The following is a 19,056-nucleotide window of genomic DNA, read 5'->3' on the forward strand; positions in this document are numbered from 1 at the left end:
ACTATCACTGGCTATTGGGTGGTGATTCTATTTTGTCATTTTCCAATGGGTAATCTTGACAAATTTTCAGACTTTTGGTATAATTTAAGTGTTGTCTGAGTAAGGTATGTTATAAACCTTTTTGGATTCGGCGCAGTAGCCAAGCGGTAAGGCGTGGGTCTGCAACACCCTGATCACCGGTTCAAATCCGGTCTGTGCCTTTTTGTGATGCTCTAAATGCTTGAAAATCAGCACTTAGAGCATTTTCTTTTTGATAAAAGTTGTACAGGCTTGTTCCGTTGGCTTTTTGTGAGCACTTTTACCATATAGTTATTATCTTTGGGATTTCCACCAACATCTCATATAGGGGTACATCGTAATAGATATGGTGGTAGAATATCCTTTCTAGAACTTTTGAAGGGAGTTATTCTTTCTATGCTAAGAAGAGTTAGATTTTATAATGTTGGTAAAGCAGACTACAATTTTATAAAAAAAGAAGAGTTAGTAGTTTACAAACATTTTAGAGGTGAGTCATTATCTGAAAAACAGTATATTTGGTTGGGGTTAAAAGAAGGTAACAAAGCCCCTCATGTTTATTCAGAGTGGAGTAGATATGTACGAAAAAAACATAAGAGTAAAAGCAAAAGTGAGTTAGTTGATTTTTCTAGCTATTTAGAGTATATGGAAGACTATGTAAGTATGGTTATATCAGTATCTAATTTGTTTTATGATGGTGTTATAATTGGTGTAGGTATCACGGCTATTTTTAATGGTATAGGGTTCTCATATAGCAGTGGAGTTGCTTATTGGGTATCGTCAGTTGTAGTTCTTTTGGTTGTAAGTGTGATATTAGTAGGTGTATTGTGGGCATTACATTCGTACAATTCAAAAAAACGTATTATAAAGATGTTCTATAAGGATTATAGGAGAATAATAGACTCTCTTATTGATAAGAAGTAGATGGGGTCTATTCGTATCACCTGTAGTGTACAAACCGCCACTTAAAGAATAGTTTTCCTGGCTAGAGTATGAGGTGTAACGACTTTTTTGAACATACCTAGGTTTTGCAGTTATATTTGCAACTGCCAGCTACATATACCATGATAGTTTCACGTAAACAAAAAAGGTCCCGGAGTTGCAGCTCTGAGACTTTTTTACTTTACGCTAGTTGTGCCGCCGTCTAATCATTTACAGATGATGCAGCAAGCAACACCTGCAATAACAGCGGTATAAAAAGACATAATGGTATCTGTTATGTAATCCAGACTTTCGGGTGTTTATTAGGTTAAGATGAAGTTATTAACGCTACTTTTGGTCAGTATCTTGGATTCTTGAAATAGTTCAAATCTAGTCGCTCCTATAAAAAGAATGTCAGTGCATTAATTCAACCGGCAGTCTTTATTAACTCTTGCATTACAAGGAGTCCTGAGTTGCAATCGTAATTGGAATTTCCACATCTTTATTCTCAGGTTTTTGTCTCTTTATTAAACGTTCAAATAAAATTTTCACCAGTTGATACCCTTGAAAGTCAGGACTCTGACCTAAGGCAAAGTCCACGGTGCCATTTTTTAACAAAACCAAAGTATCCGGAATTAAATCATGGCAAACCACTGCTATTTTATGAGAAAGATTTAGCAGATTAAGGGCACTTCCCACCCCTGCAATCCCCCCGCCTGTAATATATAATCCCTTTAAATCCGGATGCTGATTGCAGTACTCCAGTGTAATTTTAAAAGCATCATCTTTACGGTCCTGATTCTCCTGAACCTCTAAAACATGAAGAGGGGAAGAGGATTCCTTTAACTTATTCAAAAACCCCTGCAGCCGGCTCTGATGGCATGATAACCGGTAGGAACTAATAATGACCCCCACATCTCCTCCTGAAGGCAGAAGCTTCATAAGCAGCCCCGCTGCTGTTCTCCCGCCCTTTTGATGATCTTGTCCTACAAAACAAAAATCATTGGTTCCTTCAATTTTAGAATTAAAAGTAATAAAGGCAATCCCTCTGTCCACAAGCTGATTAATCTTATCTCTGACTGTCTGGTCATCAATAGGAAGCACAGCTATTCCGGCCGCACCTTCTGATTCTAACTCATTTAAAATACTAATCTGCTCAGCAGGCTCCAATGAAATGAGCATTTTTATGACAATCTCAATCCCAAATGCCTGAAATTCATCCTGAGCCTTCTTAATGCCCGCAATCATTTCCTGGATATATGGGTTATATTCGGGAGTCAGAACAATCCCTATTTTAACGCGAGCTTTACTTTGTACTAATGCCTTGCCTAAAAAGTTGGGTTTATAATTAAGTTCTTTTGCGATTTTCAGAACTTTTTGGCGTGTCTCTTTTTTCACACCCGGGCGGTCATTCAGTACTTTATCAACGGTTCCTCTGGAAACATTAGCAAGCTCAGCGATTTCTTTAATTGTAACAGCCATAGTATTCCCTCTCCCCTTAAAGTAATAGTTAGTAATAATATAATATATCAGAAGGCAAATGTCAAAGCATGTGCACGAGCACATACAGCTATTAGGAAATATATAGGGAAACCCCAAAATATGTATAATATGCACAAAAAAAATTTTTATTATTAATAAAAATGCACATTGCAATTAAAAAAATATAATGATAATATATATATACAAAATGTGCACGAGCACAATTGATAGAATCTCATATTTTTGTGAAGATTACATCAAAAATACATTTTATTAGGCACGAGCACAAAGAAAGGATGATTAAAAATGAAATTTGGAACAGGATACGCGTATTGGGGAACTAACTGGGAATGTGATTATTTAACACTAACAAAAAAAGTGGCTGATATTGGATTTGATATTCTTGAAATTGGCGCTGACCACTTATATGATATGTCCGATCAGGAAATTGCAGCCTTAAAAAAGGCTGGTGAGGAAAACGGAATTGAATTCACCACGAACAGCGGACCATCCAAGGAGAACGACTTTTCCTCCGCAGATGCAGGGGTTCGGGAACATGCCCTGATATACTTTAAAAAAGTACTGCAAAACATGAATAAACTGGGTTCTAAAGCCTTAGTCGGCGCTATCTATTCTTTCTGGCCAACAGATTTTGTTGATACAGACAAAGAAGCTGCCTGGGACAGAAGTATTGAAGGCTTAAAGAAATTAAGTAAAACAGCAGAAGAATTAGACATTGAGTGTGCTCTTGAAGTTTTAAACAGAAACGAGACTTATATTTTAACGGATTGTGCAGAATCCATTGAATATGTGGAAAAGGTTGGAAGTGATAAGATTACTCTTTTGTTAGATACTTATCATATGAACATTGAAGAAGATAATATATATGATGCCATCCGCAAGGCCGGAAAGTACTTAGGACACCTCCATGTAGGAGAATGTAACCGCAAACTTCCTGGAATGAACAACAGTATTAACTGGCCGGAGATTGGAAAAGCATTGCGTGATATTGATTACCAAAAAGCAGTGGTAATGGAACCATTTATATTAAAGGGCGGGCAAGTTGGCCGTGATATCCGGGTATGGAGAGATTTAAGTGACCAGGCAACACCGGAGCAAATGGACCACTATATAAAAGAATCGCTGGTATTTTTAAAGAAATGTTGTCTTGGTATAGGAGGAAAATAGAATGCTGGATATTCTTGTTATGGGTGAGATGCTTGTTGAGGTAATGAGAACTAAGGAAGACGCTCAGTTATATGAGCCGGATTTATTTAAAGGACCATTCCCAAGCGGCGCACCTGCAATATGTATAGATGCTGCCGCAAGACTGGGATGCAAAACTGCTTTGATCGGCGGCGTGGGAAAGGACGATTTTGGTAAATGTCTCTTAGACAGGCTGAAAAAAGATGGTGTAGATTGCAGTCATATTATTGAGAGTGAAGAAAAAGCTACCGGTGTAGCCTTCGTTACATATTTTGGTGATGGCTCAAGAAAGTTTATTTATCATATGGGAAATACTCCTGCGGTGGAGGCAAAAGCTCCTAAATCCGGCGAGTTTACAGATGTGAAATTTATGCACATTATGGGGTGCTCTCTCATGGCAAATAAAGAGTTTGCACAGGAAATTTTAAAGACCATGAGAATGCTTGCTAAAGCCGGCACTAAGATTTCCTTTGACCCGAACATCAGAAAGGAACTTTTTACAGATAGTTCTATTCATAAAGTAATTAAGGAAGTCATGGATAATACCAGTATATTTCTTCCGGGAGTCGAGGAACTTCTCATGACATCTGGACAAGCTACTATAGAAGATGCTGTGAAAAAATGTTTTGAAAGTCCCAGGATGGAAATCCTTATTCTAAAGAATGGTTCAAAAGGAAGTACTATTTATACCCGGGATGGGATAAAAAAGGTTGGAGTATACAAGGTGAAGCAGCTGGATGCCACAGGTGCGGGCGACTGCTTTGACGGAGCATTTTTGGCCGGCCTTGTACAGGGAAAGGAAATCGAAGAAGCGGCTAAAATGGGAGCTGCAGCCGGAGCCTTAAACGCTGCTGCTTTTGGACCAATGGAAGGTGATATTACTCCTGATACAGTAAGGAACATGATTGAGAATAACTGAGATATAAGGGAAGGAGATGTATGATGGAAAAGATTGAGTATAAATTGAAATTGGAACATATTTCAAAGTCTTTCCCAGGGGTAAAGGCATTAGATGATGTCAACATTTCTCTAAGGCCAGGTACGGTACACGCTGTTGTAGGAGAAAATGGTGCAGGAAAATCAACGTTGATGAAGATTATTAATGGACTCTATCAGCGTGATGAGGGAAAAGTTTTTCTGGATGGAAAGGAAGTGCATTTTTCCGGCCCTTTGGAATCCTCAGAAGCAGGAGTTGCCATGATATATCAGGAGTTGAACTTTTTCCCGGAACTTACAATAGCTGAGAATATATTTATGAAGCGTCAGCCGGGCAGTGCCGGATGTGTAAAGTGGAAAGAGATGAATAAGCAGGCTCAGGAAATTTTAGATGAAAATGACTTGTCCTATGACCCTAAAATGAAAATCAGGGAATTGTCCATTGCGAGCATTCAGATGCTGGAGATTGTAAAGGCAGTGGCATTTAAGGCACAGGTCATTATTATGGATGAACCCACCTCCTCCATTTCCGATAAAGAGGTGAAGCTGCTGTTTGAGACCATTGAACGGTTGAGATCACAGGGAATCAGCTTTTTGTATATTAGCCATAAAATGGAGGAGATTTTTAAAATAGCGGATGATATCACGATTATCCGTGATGGAAAAAGTATTATATCCGGGCCTGTAAGTGATTTTACAGAAGACAGTATTATAGCACACATGGTTGGACGTTCCATTGACAACATATATCCAAAGGAGGAAATACCCGTTGGAGAAGTTGCCTTTGAAGCAAAGAATCTTTGTAGTGAAGGCATGTTCAAGGATGTTTCCTTTCAGGTTAAAAAAGGAGAGATTGTGGGTATGGCCGGCCTGGTAGGAGCCGGAAGAAGTGAGGTCTGCCGGGCAATTTTCGGACTGGATCCTTTAGATTCAGGAGAAATAGAGCTGCACGGTAAATCTTATACTCCTAAAAATGTATCACATGCTATAAGAAATAAAATTCTTATGATTACAGAGGACCGTAAGAAGGAAGGCATTATTGGAGTCAGAAGCTGCCGTGAGAATATAACAATTGCAAGCCACCGGGTCCGCAAAGGTGTATTCATGAACCTGAAAAAGGAAATAGAGGAAGCAGAAAAGATGTCAGATCTTTTGAAGGTAAGGTTCGCGGGAATAGAAACCCCCATCGGCTCTCTGAGCGGAGGAAATCAGCAGAAAGTACTTCTGGCCAGATGGCTGAGCCTGGAAAGTGACTTGCTGATTTTGGATGAACCTACCCGAGGAATCGATGTAGGGGCCAAGCTTGAAATTTATAATATCATGATGGATTTAGCGAAACAGGGATATGCAATATTAGTGATTTCTTCAGAGCTGCCCGAGCTTTTGGGAATGTGTGACAGGATTTATGTTATGAACCAGGGCTATATGACAGGCTGCCTGAATCGTCAGGATTTTTCACAGGAAAAAGTTATGCAGTTGGCTACCATGGGTGAAAAATAATTAAAGAAATATGGAAAAAGGAGATAGATATGAAAAAGAAAGTAAAGCCAAATGTTAGGAGATATTCTTTAATATTGATTTTAATTGCCATGGTTGGTATTTGTTCCGTATTATCAGATAGTTTTTTGACTACAACAAACCTTACAAACATCTTAAAGCAGGTAAGTATTGTTACCATCTGTGCATTTGCCCAGGGTATGATTATTATCACCGGTGAAATAGACCTTTCCATTGGATATTTAGCGGGAATGTCAGGAACCTTTGCCTGTATTTTATATGTTGCTACCGGCAATCTTGTACTTGCCTTTTTATTTGGGATATTCTTAGGAGCTTTGGTTGGTGCAGTCAACGGGTTGTTTGTAGCACACTTTAAGCTGCCTGCCTTCATCGTAACATTGGCAATGCAGTCCGTTTGCTTTGGTGCTGTTAACTTTTACACCGGAGGACAGAATGTATATAAAATCGGTGATTTCAAGATGTTAGGACAAAGTGATTTATTTGGATTCCTTCCAATTACTGTATTCTTTATGCTGCTTATGCTTGCGATTACTCATGTAGTACTTAGATATACAAAGTTTGGACGTTACTTATATGCAATCGGAGGAAACTCAGAGGCGGCAAATGCCGCAGGTGTGCAGGTCCGTAAGATGAAATGGATTGTCTTTATTGTTTCAGGTATCTTTGCTGCTATCGCCGGTATGGTTATGATGGGACGTCTCAATGCCGGAATCCCCAGTGAAGGAAGAGGATTTGAAACAGATGCGATTACTGCAACAGTCATCGGCGGGACAAGCTTTTCCGGTGGTGCGGGTACTGCTTTTGGAACTTTCTTAGGTGCTCTTATTATCGGCGTATTGAATAACATTATGAATCTGCTTGGGATTGATTCCTATGTGCAGATGATTGTAAAAGGTTTCATTATTATCGTAGCGGTTCTTGTTGACAGCTTCTCCAAGAAGCAAGGCAGAACTATTAAAATTATGGCATCAACTTTTGATGTAAAAAAGTAACCATATATTAAAAAAGGAGGATTTTTATGAAAACACGAAAAATCATGAGTCTGTTTCTGGCAGGCGTACTGGCACTGGGGTTATTAGCGGGATGCTCCGGCAAAAAAGATGCTGCTTCTGAGGACAATACAGCTTCCTCTAGCGAAACAAAGACCGACAGCGAAAGTAAGGATGGCTTTAAAGTAGCATTTCTTCCCACCGATATGTCTGCTACATTTGCAGCATGGCTGGCTGAAGAATTAGACACAGCATTCTCAGCTTATGATGACATGACACTGACCACTATGGATTCAAAAAATCAGTTAGAAACACAGCTTAGCAACCTTGAGACCTGCGTTTCACAGGGATATGATTACATTATTTTATTGCCTTTAGAGCCGGCAGCAGAAGATGATATTGTAGCTGACTATATCGAGCAGGGAACACCCATTATGATGATTAACCTGGATGATTTGGGCGTAGAAAAGGCATCCAGCGTTATTGCAAATCCATATGACCTTGGAACTGTTGTATCAGAGTATGCGAAGGGCGAGTTAAAGGATGATGCAAATGTTGTTGTATTATTAGGACCATCCGGAAATACCGATTCAATTGAACGTAGGAGAGCTTACGAAGATGTTCTTTTCTCACAGACAAAGATTACAATCTTAGATGAGCAGATTGGCGGCTGGGAGAAGTCAAAGGGTATGGAACTGATGGAGAACTGGATTCAGGTACATGGCGATAAGATTGATGCAGTTATTTCTATGAATGACGCTATGGCAATTGGCGCTTATGAAGCAGCTAAAGCGGCTGGTATTGAAAAGAATGTCAAGTTCTTTGGTGTAGACGGACTGGCAGATGCAGCCGTTGCTATTGAAAATGGTGAAATGAATGCTACTGCATTACAGGATGCTCAAGTTATGGCAGAAGAAGGCGCCAGAGTATGTCATGAAGTTTTAACAGGAGAAAACAAAGAAGGATTTGAAAAACTTCAGATTCCGGTAACATTGATTACAAAAGACAATGTTGATGAATTTATTAAGAGATACACCGAGAACGGTATGCTTACAGAATAATAGCTGCGATAAACTTTTACTGGTATTCCTGGCATCTGCCGGGAATACCTGCTATTTATCAGGAGGAAGATCATGAAACAGGCAATATTGACAAGTGCAAAAACAATTGAATTTAGCGAAATAGAAAAACCGGTAATAAAATCAAATGAAGTTTTAATGAAAGTAAAGGCACTGGGAATCTGCGGTTCTGATATTCACGCATATTATGGACAGCATCCTTTTATGTCCTTCCCAATACGCCTTGGACATGAAATGGCCGGTGAAGTAATTGAAATAGGGGCTGATGTTTCCGGTATTGAGATTGGCGATTTGGTAACAGCAATGCCTCAGGACTTTTGTGGTGAATGTGAGCCTTGTAAGGCCGGAAGATATAATATATGCAATACTTTGGATGTTATCGGATGCCAGACTCCGGGAGCTGCATGTGAGTATTTTAATGTAGATGCAGCTCTGATCAAAAAAATGCCTGAAAGTTTAAACGCAGAGCTTGCAGCTACCATTGAGCCTGCTGCTGTCGGCGTTCATGCGGTAAGAAGGGGGCAGAGCGTAAAGGGTGCAAATGTAGTTGTAATGGGTGCAGGTACCATTGGAAACGTAACAGCTCAGGCCGCCTTGGCAGAAGGCGCAAAAAGTGTGTTGATTTCAGACCTGTCTGACTACCGCTTAGAAATCGCAAAAGAATGTGGAATTCCTCATACAGTTAACACGGGAAATGTTTCCCTGAAAGACGCCATTGAGGAGGCTTTCGGCGGGGAAGGTGCAGATATCTTCTTCGAATGTGTAGGCGTAGGCGCAACAGTAAACCAGGCCATTGAGCTTTCAAAAAAGGGCCATGATATTATAATAGTTGGAGTATTCGGATCTACACCGGCTATTAACTTAGCATGGGTTCAGGATAGAGAATATAGACTTATAGGTTCTTTAATGTATGTAGAAAAAGACTTTCAGGATACCATTGACTATATGGAAGCTGGAAAAATTAATATGAAGCCCTTAATATCTAAGAAGTTTACATTTGATGAATATGATAAAGCCTTTGAATATATTGAGCAAAATAAGGATACCAGCTTAAAAGTAATTATAGAAATGTAAGGGAAAAGGCAGGTTAATTATGAGCGATTGGAAATATAAAAACTTTAATGAAGATTTTTCACTAAAAAATAAAACAGCAGTCATAACGGGGGCTGCGAATGGAATCGGAATAGAAATAGCAAAAATGTTTGCCAGAAAAGGTGCTGACATCGTTAGCTTCGATATGAAACGTTCCCTTGAACTGGAGGAATATGTCATAGCTCAGGGAAGAAAAGTACTCTCTGTCACCGGCGATATTACCCGGCAAGCAGACATTGACGCTCTTGTAAATGAAACAATACAGACATTTAAGAAGATTGATATACTGGTAAATTGTGCAGGGGTAGGCTTTTTAGAAATGGCTGCAGAAAGCACAGATAAGGTATGGGATTTAACCATGGCTGTTAACCTTACAGGAACTACCAACATGTCACTGGCAGTTGGAAAGACTATGATTGAAAATAAAGAAGGATGTATCATTAATATAGCGTCACAGGCAGGGGTTGTGGCCCTGGAACGCCACCTGGCTTATGGAACTTCTAAAGCAGGCGTTATCCAGATGACAAAACAACTGGCATTGGAATGGGGGCAATATAACGTTAGAATCAATGCTATTTCCCCTACTATCATACTGACTCAAATGGGTGAAATGAACTGGAATAACGAAAAGGGCGAGGCTTTTAAGAAATCCATACCCTCCCGCCGGTTCGGTTATCCTGAGGAGGTTGCCGCTTGCGCTGTTTACCTGGCAAGTGATGCTGCCAGCTTGTTCAATGGGGCTAATCTGGTGCTTGACGGAGGGTATACAATTACCTAAAAGCTGGGACAGAATTACATAATTTAGAATCTCTGTAAAAACCGTTTTTATATGATAATAGCCGGACATGAAACCTAAATTATAAGGTATCTTGTCCGGCTATTTCTAACTGCTTAAAGTATTACCAGGCTATTGAGCATTAGAACTTCACATCGTACCGTTTACAGTAGCTGAAAATCCTGTTAAGATGTGACATATAAATTAAAATCCATCGAGAAGGAGCAGAGCTTATGAACATAAAACCTTATGTCAGGAAGACGCATTATTACGAAACTGACCAAATGGCCATTATCCATCATGCCAATTATATCCACTGGATGGAGGAGGCAAGAGTCGACTTCATGGAACAAATGGGCTTTAGCTACGAGCGCGCGGTAAGCACAGGAATTGACTTTGCACTGCTTGGTATTTCCTGTGAATATAAATCTATGGTTCGTTTTGGAGACACTGTAAACATCCAAGTCTCCATATCCGCCCTGTCTGCTGCTAAAATGACAGTTCAATATGAAATCACTGACGCTGCTACCGGCAAGCTAAGAACAGTCGGGGAAAGCAGTCATTGCTATTTTGATGCCAACAAAAAGCGCCCGGTTTCCTTAAAAAAAGTACTGCCGGAATTATATGATTTATTTGCTGAGCTCTATGAATCCACTACAAATTGTATGGATAAACGATAATAATAAACTCAAAAAGCAATAATTCTTTCCTTAACTATATGAACGGAATTATTGCTTTTATTATTTAACTGTCAAACTAAGATACTATGCTTTTTTCTGTTTAAAGATAATTTTCATAATCGGAAAGAATACCCAGAAGGATATAACAGAATTTATAAGCATTGTTATAATATCTGCCGCAGTCATCCCGGCACCTTTTCCCATTACATCCATACAGAAGTTATAAATCGGGGTTTTATAAAGTCCCTGGAGAGCCGCAGCACCTACGGAGATAATTACCCATGCCACGAAATACCAGAATGCTGCCTTTCCTACACTGGAGTTGGACTGAAAGGTTACATTCCTCTGTAAGAAAAAGTTGATAATCTGAGCCAGCAGCAAGGTAATTTCTACTGCCAGAAAATAAGCCAGACCACCTCCCCCTCCGTTTGCAATAGATCCGGCTGCATAGTCAAACACATAATAAATACTTCCATCCAGGTTTTGTCCCACCGGTAATATTTGAAAACTGGTGCCGACCAGTGCAGTATAACTGAATACCCATTTAATTGCAGGCATCAGAACCATCTGAAGCACAGTCACTCCATTGCTGATAACAAAAAATATAATAAACTGGGCAATCCCAGGATGCTTCTCTTTAAATTTTTCCCAAAAGCTCCGGCTGCTTTTTGCTTTTTCTTCCATATTTATTCTCCCTTTCCATTACTTCCGGTTTGCAAAAAACCCTTTTATTAAATGCCCCATCCCTTTAAAGAAATGTCCATTCACGACTTCCGCCATGGCTCTTGCCATATCCATACTTACCATGCCGCCGGTCATTTTCGCAATTCCACGGAATGGAATATTATAAATGAACAGAATATTTAAATCTGGTTCTCCTTTTGCCATACTCTTATTTTTCAAGTGTTCCAGTATGCGTAAAATCAGTCTGGCAAGGCCGCTTTTTGCATAACGCATCTGGCAGAGAGCGTCATTAATATCTAACCCTTTATTTCTATCCCACCTGCCGTCAGGTATAGGCCCGCCCAGAAGATCTTCAAATTCTTCATCTCCTACTTCTGCAACCTGCCCTGTATAGTAAGAAGACAGCTCTTCTTTCTTATATGGAAGCCTTGCTTCCGTACCTTCTATACTTACTTCTGTACTCAGGGAAACTTCTGCCACATTAGGGCCTGCCATAATCCTGTACGAACCGCCTTCTACTTCCCATTTATTTGTTATTACATTATAATAGCGGAATGCCTTATCATCCAGAGGGATCGTGACTGTCTTGCTCTCCCCTGCCTTTAGATACACCTTTTGAAAACCTTTCAGCTCTTTGGCAGGACGGAAAATTTTACCGTTTGGCTTTGATATATAAATCTGCACTACCTCGGCACCATCTACACTTCCGGTATTTTGAATTGTAACATGGACTTCGTTTTCATCTGCCTGGATATCAGAGTAAGCAAATGAGGTGTAGCTAAGTCCATATCCAAAGGGAAATAATACGGGTATGTCTGCGGTTTCATAATAGCGGTATCCCACAAACAGCCCTTCACGGTATTCAGAAGTCTTCTCTTTCCCCGGCCAGCAATGGTAGATAGGGGTATCTTCGTAGCTAACAGGATAGGTTTCACTTAATCTTCCTGACGGGCATACTTTTCCTGTTAAAACATTTGCTACAGCTCCGGCTCCGGCCTGACCTGCCAGATATCCATGTACCATACCCTTTACCAGATTCAGCCAGGGCATCTCCACAGGTGCTCCGGCGGACATCACAACAACTATATTGGAATTGGCCTTCTGCACTGCTGCCAAGAGATCAATCTGATTATAGGCAATTTTCATATGCTCCCTGTCCATCCCTTCGGTTTCGGCCAGTTCATCCAGCCCCAGGTAAAGCAATACTACGTCTGCACGTTTTGCCAGCTCTGCTGCCTTTCTTTCCAGCTCCTCGCTCATTTTTCCATTCCGGATAAAACCTTGCTCATAACCTGCAAACTCTACCCATTCCTCAGTCTTCCATACATCCAAAGGACTGTCCAGCTTTGTGGAATTTACAATACTGGAGCCTGCCCCCTGGTACCGGGGTTTATCTGCAAAATCTCCAATAACTGCTACCTTTGTGCCTTGCTTCAGCGGGAGAATATTATCCTCATTTTTAAGCAGAACCACACATTCCTCAGCTGCTCTTTCTGCCATCCCATGATGTTTCTCAATGTCAAATCCTTTTCCGGTTTTTCCTTCCACCGCCTTTTGTGTATCAAAAATGACACTGAGAAGTTCATCCACTCTTCTATCCAGCAGCTCTTCGCTTAATGTCCCTTCCTTCACAGCCGCCATCAGTTCTCTCATGCCATCCTTTCCGGTTGTGGGCATTTCCAGATGACTTCCGGCTTTTACTCCATCGGTATGGCTGTTGCTGCCGCCCCAGTCAGATACTACAAAGCCGTCAAATCCCCATTCATCTACAAGAATCTCCTGCAGCAAATGCTCATTCTCATTGGCATAGACACCATTAATCCGGTTGTAGGAAGTCATAATGGATTTTGATTTCCCTTCTTTTACCGCAATTTCAAACCCGGTTGTATAAATCTCGCGGAAGGTCCGCTCATCCAGTACAGAGTCATTGGACATACGTCTCAATTCCTGGCTGTTGGCCGCAAAATGCTTGGGGCATGCAGCTACTCCCTTGCTCTGGATTCCTTTTACATATCCTGCTGCCATCTTGCCTGCCAGATATGGGTCTTCGCTGAAATATTCAAAGTTTCTTCCACACAAAGGGCTTCTCTTAATGTTCAGTCCCGGCCCAAGAAGTACATTTACTCCCTGAGACACGGCTTCCTCTCCCAGGTAGCTTCCCAGTTCTTCTCCCAGTCCGGGATTCCAGCTATTGGCCACGGTGGCTGCTGTAGGAAAACAAGTTGCGGGAACACTGGCATTTAATCCAAGGTGGTCCGATTCCCCGGCCTGCCTGCGGATGCCGTGAGGCCCGTCGGACAAAGTCATAGATGGGATTCCCAAACGCTTTATATCTACAGTCTGCCAGAAATCTTTCCCTGACAGCAAGGATGCCTTTTCCTCCAATGTCATCTTACCAATTAATTCCTGGTATCTCAAAATGTTACCTCCTATTTCACACCTGTAAGGAAAAGGGAACCGGATGTATTATCCGATTCCGCATTTCCTATAGATGACTTGTTTTATTCCAATCTTGCATCTTTTGTTTCTACTGCTCTTTTCCGGAACCTTTTAATTAATACAACCTCAAGTGCAACAACAACTGCTGCAAGAATTACATCAATTACAATTGCTGCAATCTGCCAGGACATTAACCCTGTCTGAATATTGTCTGCATCATAAGCACGGCTGTTTACTACAGTGTACAGAATATTATGAACTGCATTTCTCATTGCCTGAACACCTGTTGCACTCTTCTGGTCCACGACATGGTTTGTTGCTGTGTCATAAGCCACCAGCATGGCATCTGTACCATTTCTGATTGCTTGATCAGCAGTCATATAACCGTATACACCGAAATAATCTGTAAGCACAAATCCTTTGAATCCCCATTCGTCACGAAGTACGGTATTACAAAGTTCTGTACTGCCGCCAGCCCAGCGTGCTCCGATATAGTTGAAGGAAGACATAACAGCCTTTGCGCCTCCGTCTTTTACGGCTATTTCAAAAGGTTTCAGGTATATCTCACGGACAGCCTGTTCATTTGTCCATGTACAAAGCATATTGTTACGGTTTGTTTCTTGGTCATTTAATGCAAAATGCTTAAGATAAGCATACACACCTTCTTTTTCAGCACCAATTACTGATTGTGCCGCTATATGCCCTGCAAGAACTCCATCCTCTGAATAATACTCGAAGTTACGTCCTGCAAATGCACTTCTGTGTGTATTCATAGCTGGTGCATACCAGCCGGATACTCCCATCTCATCCGCCATTTTTCCGATGCTTTCTCCGAAACGCTCTGCAATCGCTTTGTTCCATGTATTAGAAATCATCACTGCTGACGGAAAGCCGATAGAACCTGTTCCGGTAAAGTTATTATTGATAGAGGCAGGTCCGTCACAGTCGATAGTCTGCACCTTAGAAATACTGCTTGCTGCCGGTGTCTGATATCCTGACAGAGCAATAACCGTATCCATCTCACTGAGTGTCATTTGATCCAGCAAAGTATCCCACTGAGGATCATCATAGTCAGCACCACGCAATGCCTGCAGCTCAAGACCATTGTCAGCCCCTGTAACAGGCATTTCATCTGCTTCATTATTGTAATCCTCTGGGTTATAATTACTGTTGTTAATAAATTCTGCTTTTTTCTCATCCGAAATAGACAGGCTTGCAGGAGCAGCAGTTGCCTCCTCATAATTTGCAAATCCATCTGTACGTGACAGGTATGTTATATCTCCTACCGCATAGTCAAATTGGTTTGTTGCAACTGTCTCATCTGTAGATCTCTTATTATTTTCATCATAAACAATTGTATTGTCTACAGTATAGGTATCCTCGTCAATCACATGGTGAGAATCAGAACGAATAGAAATTCCATACTCTCCACTTTCCAGTACATAGGCCTTTGCACCCTTATCATCATAAGAAGCCATGTCCTCTGCCTTGAAGGAAACCGTAATTGTCTCGGATGCTCCGGCTTCCAGCATATCTGTCTTTTCAAACGCAACCAGATTTGCCACAGCCTTTTCAATTCCTCCATTTGTATACGGTGGGTTATAATACACTTCCACTACGTCCTTACCAGCAGTATCACCAGTATTTGTCACTGTGACATCAAAAGAAATTACTCCATCCGCCTCTGTGATTTGTCCCATTTCCTGTTCAAAAGTAGTATAGGACAGTCCATATCCAAAAGGATACAGAACATGCTCATCATAATTGATAAGCCCTTCATCTGCCGCCGTTTCCCAGAAACGATATCCTACGTAAATACCTTCCACATAATTAACAAAGGAAGGGAGCGTAGTTACCTCCTCATCAGAAGCGAAGGTCTTTGCGGTATATGCAAATTCATCCATATTGTCATAATCGAAGACTCCAAAGTTATTGGATGTAGGTGTGTTATCTAAATCATAGACAAAGGTATCACTTGTCTTTGCTGACGGATTTACATCACCGCTCAGCACTTCTCCCAATGCCGTAAAGCCAGACTGGCCTGTACCCGGGCACCATACAGCACTTTTAATCTGCTCATAATCATTGATAAACCCAAGCTCCATGGCATTTGCACCATTATATACTACAATAACATCATCAAAATTGGAACATACCAAATCCAGCATATCTTTCTCTGTCTGACTTAACTGAAGATAATGTTCTCCATCCCCGAAATCTTTATAATCTGAAGAATTATCTGTATATGTAACCTGACTTACATCTACAGGAAGGTCTGCACCTTCACCGCCTACACGTGTAATCACAACCATTGCCGTATCAGAAAAATCTTTTGCAGATTTCAGCAGCTCATCACTGTAGGAATCCGCAGTCGGCTCCGGCAACGTCCAGTCCTGAGCCCACATTCCTACTTCCGGGCGGTCTGAACGGAAGGTTGTATAGAAATCAGAAAGCTCATCATTCAGTTCAAATCCCGCATCTGTCAGTCCCTGCAGCAAAGTCTTTGTCTCATAAGCATCGGACAAAGAACCCGATCCTGTTCCCCCGTAGCATGGGTTTGTGGAAGCCCATCCAAATACGTTCAGATTCTTATTTTCTGTTACTGGGAGAAGGTTATTTTCATTCTTTAATAAAACGATTCCCTCCTCGGCAATTTCAGTACACAATTCTGTCGCTGCATCTGAAGTTTCTTCTGTAATTGTTCCATTTCCTGTTGCCAGCGAAATCATGCTGTACATAGGTCCGAAGCAAATCATGTTTACGACGATTACCAGAGCCAGCAGAATTGCAATTCCTGCTTCTCCTCTGATGAACTTCTTCTTTGCCTTTTCCAGCTTCATACATGCAACAATTACAATAATTGCAAGTACAAGTACAACTCCAAAACCGATAAGATACGGTTTACACGAGTTCAAGACGTTTATGACGTCATCCATGTTAATTTTTAACATCTCATTTCCTCCCTTGTCATCTTTTATCTTTATTCATTATATTGCTTTACACGTATTTTTCACATTTTTAACACAAACTGTACTTTTTATGAATAAACTGTTAATACCTTGTATGTTTCTAACAAATTAGAACGCTGGATTTTGTACATTGTGCACTATCCAGCGTTCCAACTTTATAATGGTATCAATATTTTTAAGCAAAACCAATCATCTTCTGCAGTGATATCAACTTCTCCTTTATACTTATGCACTGTATACTGCAGGCTCTTCAGCCCATATCCGTGAAACTCTCTTTTCTTTTTTGTAGTAACCGGAAAATCCTTTTCAAATTGCAGCGTACCTTCATAGTAATTTTCGAATCTTATTATTAAGAAACTTCTTTTAGAAAATGCGCTTACGTGTATCAGCCGTTTTTCCTTATCCACAATTTTCTTCTCACATTCAATGGCATTGTCCAGCGCATTTCCAAAAATAGAGCAGATGTCCATAACATCCATAAAATCAAACAATGTGCCGTCAACAACGCAGGTAAAAGATATCTCATGCTGCTGGCAGTACAGGCCTTTACTCATAAGAAGCGTATCCAGTACCTTATTTCCTGTTTTATACTGGACTTCATAATTAATAATCTCCTGTTCCATCCTGTCCAGGTACTCATTCCGTTTTTCCCTGTCCTCCTCAGCTCTGAGCGCAATAATATGATGCTTTAAGTCATGATATTTATAATGAATCAAATCCAATGTCTTTTGGGACTGCCGGTATTGCATATACTGGCTCTCAAGGATTTTCTGAATACTTTCTAATTCTCCCCGCACCTTCTGATTCCGCCACTGTACATGAAAGGCATATAAAATTGCCAGACCTGCCACATCCGCAAAGGTACGGATATTAAAAATCTCCCGGCTGTACATGCCGCTAAATGGTGTGTTAATGGCCACAAACCCCAGATTACTTATAAAGAAGATGCCGCCTGTTATAATAACGACCTCCCAGAGCTCCCGTACATCTATATCCAGCCTCTCACCCCGGGGCAACAGAAGCCGGTTCATTCTCCAAAATACAGCATAAATGATTCCATAAACAATGATCAGTATCATACACCTGCTTAAAAGTCCTTTATCATCATATACATTTCCCCAATAAAGAGAAAGCTGCCATTCCATAGAAGCTGCCGTCTCTGCCATGATAAATGCAAAGGCTCCGCAATATACCGCATCTTTCCAGTTTACTTCACAGGTCAGGTAAAGAAAGAGAATCATCAGAAAGATGGCTGACATCATACATAGAATCCACCAGACTCCATCCAGCCCTCCGGTAAAGCCAAGAAAAAGCCCCTGAACAAGAAGGGCTGTTACGCAGAGTACTCCCAGCTTCACACCATGGAGCTTCCTTTTCATATAAAAAATGAAAACCATACAGGACAGCCACTCCGCCAGCGCCGTATAGAACCGCGGAATATCCGGCAAGGTTATTCCAATATCATTCATTTACTTCACCTCTCCCCAATATTTCGTCAGATCCTGCATAAAACTTTTCAAACCGGAACGGCTCAGCAAAAGCGCTTCCCCTTTCACTATGGCACACTTATCCTTTATCCCCTCCACATGCTCCAGATTAATCAAATAACATTTGTTCCCTCTGGAAAAATTGAGCTTTTTTAACTCTTCCTCTATAGACTTCATAGTGCCACTGGAAACAACCTCCTCATCTTTCATATGAAAAATCAAATTATGCCCCTGGCTCTCTATATAATAAATGTCGGAACTCTCCAAACGGCGGATTCCACCCTTGACCGGCACTATAATATGTCTGGCATGACGTTTTTTCATTCGCTCAATTGCCCTGCCCAACTTCTGCGCAAAGGCAAAATAATGAACCGGCTTCAGGACATAGTCAAGAGCATCCACTTCATATCCCCGGATGGCGTACTGTGTCATATTCGTAATGAAGATGATAATTACCTCGGAATCCTTTTTACGGATTTCTTCGGCAGCCGTCATTCCATCCACAAACTTCATCTGAATATCCATAAAAATAATATCAAATTGCGCCCTATATTCCGCAGTGATACCATCTCCATCCCGATAGACGGTGATCTGCAGTTCCTCTTTCTTTTCTGCCTCATAACGCTTCAGATATTCCACTATCTGATGTGCATAAATTTCTTCATCTTCCACAACTGCAACTCTAACCATATTCAGACTTCCTCATTCCACAAATTCTGTCCTATGCCACCCATGCTGGATTCTTTCATCCCCTCAGTAACATGACTGCACTTTTCTTCTATTA

15 protein-coding genes and 1 tRNA gene are annotated in these 19,056 nt (G+C 40.9%); 10 read left to right on the forward strand and 6 right to left on the reverse strand.

Annotated elements, in window-relative coordinates:
* The first annotated feature begins 129 nt into the window (after positions 1 to 129).
* Together A8805_RS09100 and A8805_RS09105 are read left to right on the forward strand one after the other, a co-directional pair.
* Positions 130 to 200 (forward strand) — tRNA-Cys (locus A8805_RS09100).
* Between the two features lie 214 nt (positions 201 to 414).
* Positions 415 to 939 carry a hypothetical protein gene (locus A8805_RS09105; RefSeq protein ID WP_109710287.1) on the forward strand — a complete coding sequence of 175 codons (525 nt, stop codon included), beginning with the start codon at positions 415 to 417 and terminating at the stop codon, positions 937 to 939.
* Between the two features lie 453 nt (positions 940 to 1,392).
* Here A8805_RS09105 and A8805_RS09110 read toward each other — a convergent pair whose 3' ends face one another.
* Positions 1,393 to 2,418, reverse strand: coding sequence for a LacI family DNA-binding transcriptional regulator (locus tag A8805_RS09110; protein WP_109710289.1), 1,026 nt, complete (start codon positions 2,416 to 2,418; stop codon positions 1,393 to 1,395).
* A gap of 306 nt (positions 2,419 to 2,724) precedes the next feature.
* Between A8805_RS09110 and A8805_RS09115 the strand changes: the two genes are divergently transcribed.
* From A8805_RS09115 to A8805_RS09150, 8 genes are all read left to right on the forward strand, one after another.
* Positions 2,725 to 3,606 carry a sugar phosphate isomerase/epimerase family protein gene (locus A8805_RS09115; RefSeq protein WP_109710291.1) on the forward strand — a complete coding sequence of 294 codons (882 nt, stop codon included), beginning with the start codon at positions 2,725 to 2,727 and terminating at the stop codon, positions 3,604 to 3,606.
* A 1-nt stretch (position 3,607) separates the two neighbouring features.
* Positions 3,608 to 4,543: a sugar kinase gene (locus A8805_RS09120; protein ID WP_109710293.1), complete on the forward strand. Its 936-nt coding sequence runs from the start codon at positions 3,608 to 3,610 to the stop codon at positions 4,541 to 4,543.
* A gap of 20 nt (positions 4,544 to 4,563) precedes the next feature.
* Positions 4,564 to 6,060 (forward strand): sugar ABC transporter ATP-binding protein, encoded by a 1,497-nt coding sequence (locus A8805_RS09125; protein ID WP_109710295.1) that lies wholly within the window; start codon positions 4,564 to 4,566, stop codon positions 6,058 to 6,060.
* Between the two features lie 29 nt (positions 6,061 to 6,089).
* Complete coding sequence (locus A8805_RS09130) at positions 6,090 to 7,070, forward strand: ABC transporter permease (RefSeq protein ID WP_109710298.1); 981 nt, start codon at positions 6,090 to 6,092, stop codon at positions 7,068 to 7,070.
* 26 nt (positions 7,071 to 7,096) lie between these two features.
* Positions 7,097 to 8,128, forward strand: a complete 1,032-nt coding sequence (locus A8805_RS09135) for a sugar ABC transporter substrate-binding protein (protein WP_109710300.1) — start codon at positions 7,097 to 7,099, stop codon at positions 8,126 to 8,128.
* 72 nt (positions 8,129 to 8,200) lie between these two features.
* Complete coding sequence (locus tag A8805_RS09140; RefSeq protein WP_109710301.1) at positions 8,201 to 9,220, forward strand: zinc-dependent alcohol dehydrogenase; 1,020 nt, start codon at positions 8,201 to 8,203, stop codon at positions 9,218 to 9,220.
* A 19-nt stretch (positions 9,221 to 9,239) separates the two neighbouring features.
* Entirely contained in the window at positions 9,240 to 10,016 is a 777-nt protein-coding gene (locus tag A8805_RS09145; protein ID WP_109710304.1) for a GolD/DthD family dehydrogenase, read from the forward strand.
* A 230-nt stretch (positions 10,017 to 10,246) separates the two neighbouring features.
* Positions 10,247 to 10,693, forward strand: a complete 447-nt coding sequence (locus A8805_RS09150; RefSeq protein WP_109710306.1) for an acyl-CoA thioesterase — start codon at positions 10,247 to 10,249, stop codon at positions 10,691 to 10,693.
* Between the two features lie 84 nt (positions 10,694 to 10,777).
* Here the strand turns inward: A8805_RS09150 and A8805_RS09155 are convergent, their stop codons facing one another.
* The 5 genes from A8805_RS09155 to A8805_RS09175 form a co-directional block, all read right to left on the reverse strand.
* Positions 10,778 to 11,377 carry a hypothetical protein gene (locus tag A8805_RS09155; protein WP_109710308.1) on the reverse strand — a complete coding sequence of 200 codons (600 nt, stop codon included), beginning with the start codon at positions 11,375 to 11,377 and terminating at the stop codon, positions 10,778 to 10,780.
* A gap of 18 nt (positions 11,378 to 11,395) precedes the next feature.
* Entirely contained in the window at positions 11,396 to 13,795 is a 2,400-nt protein-coding gene (locus tag A8805_RS09160) for a glycoside hydrolase family 3 C-terminal domain-containing protein (RefSeq protein WP_181392785.1), read from the reverse strand.
* An 83-nt stretch (positions 13,796 to 13,878) separates the two neighbouring features.
* The gene (locus tag A8805_RS09165; protein WP_109710310.1) at positions 13,879 to 16,767 is read right to left on the reverse strand and encodes a glycoside hydrolase family 3 protein; all 2,889 of its coding nucleotides are present in this window, start codon (positions 16,765 to 16,767) and stop codon (positions 13,879 to 13,881) included.
* A gap of 173 nt (positions 16,768 to 16,940) precedes the next feature.
* Complete coding sequence (locus A8805_RS09170) at positions 16,941 to 18,254, reverse strand: ATP-binding protein (RefSeq protein ID WP_109710312.1); 1,314 nt, start codon at positions 18,252 to 18,254, stop codon at positions 16,941 to 16,943.
* Positions 18,255 to 18,962 carry a LytR/AlgR family response regulator transcription factor gene (locus A8805_RS09175; RefSeq protein ID WP_109710314.1) on the reverse strand — a complete coding sequence of 236 codons (708 nt, stop codon included), beginning with the start codon at positions 18,960 to 18,962 and terminating at the stop codon, positions 18,255 to 18,257.
* Positions 18,963 to 19,056: the final 94 nt, after the last annotated feature.

Source organism: Faecalicatena contorta (genome assembly GCF_003149105.1).
GTDB lineage: Bacteria > Bacillota > Clostridia > Lachnospirales > Lachnospiraceae > Muricomes > Muricomes contortus_C.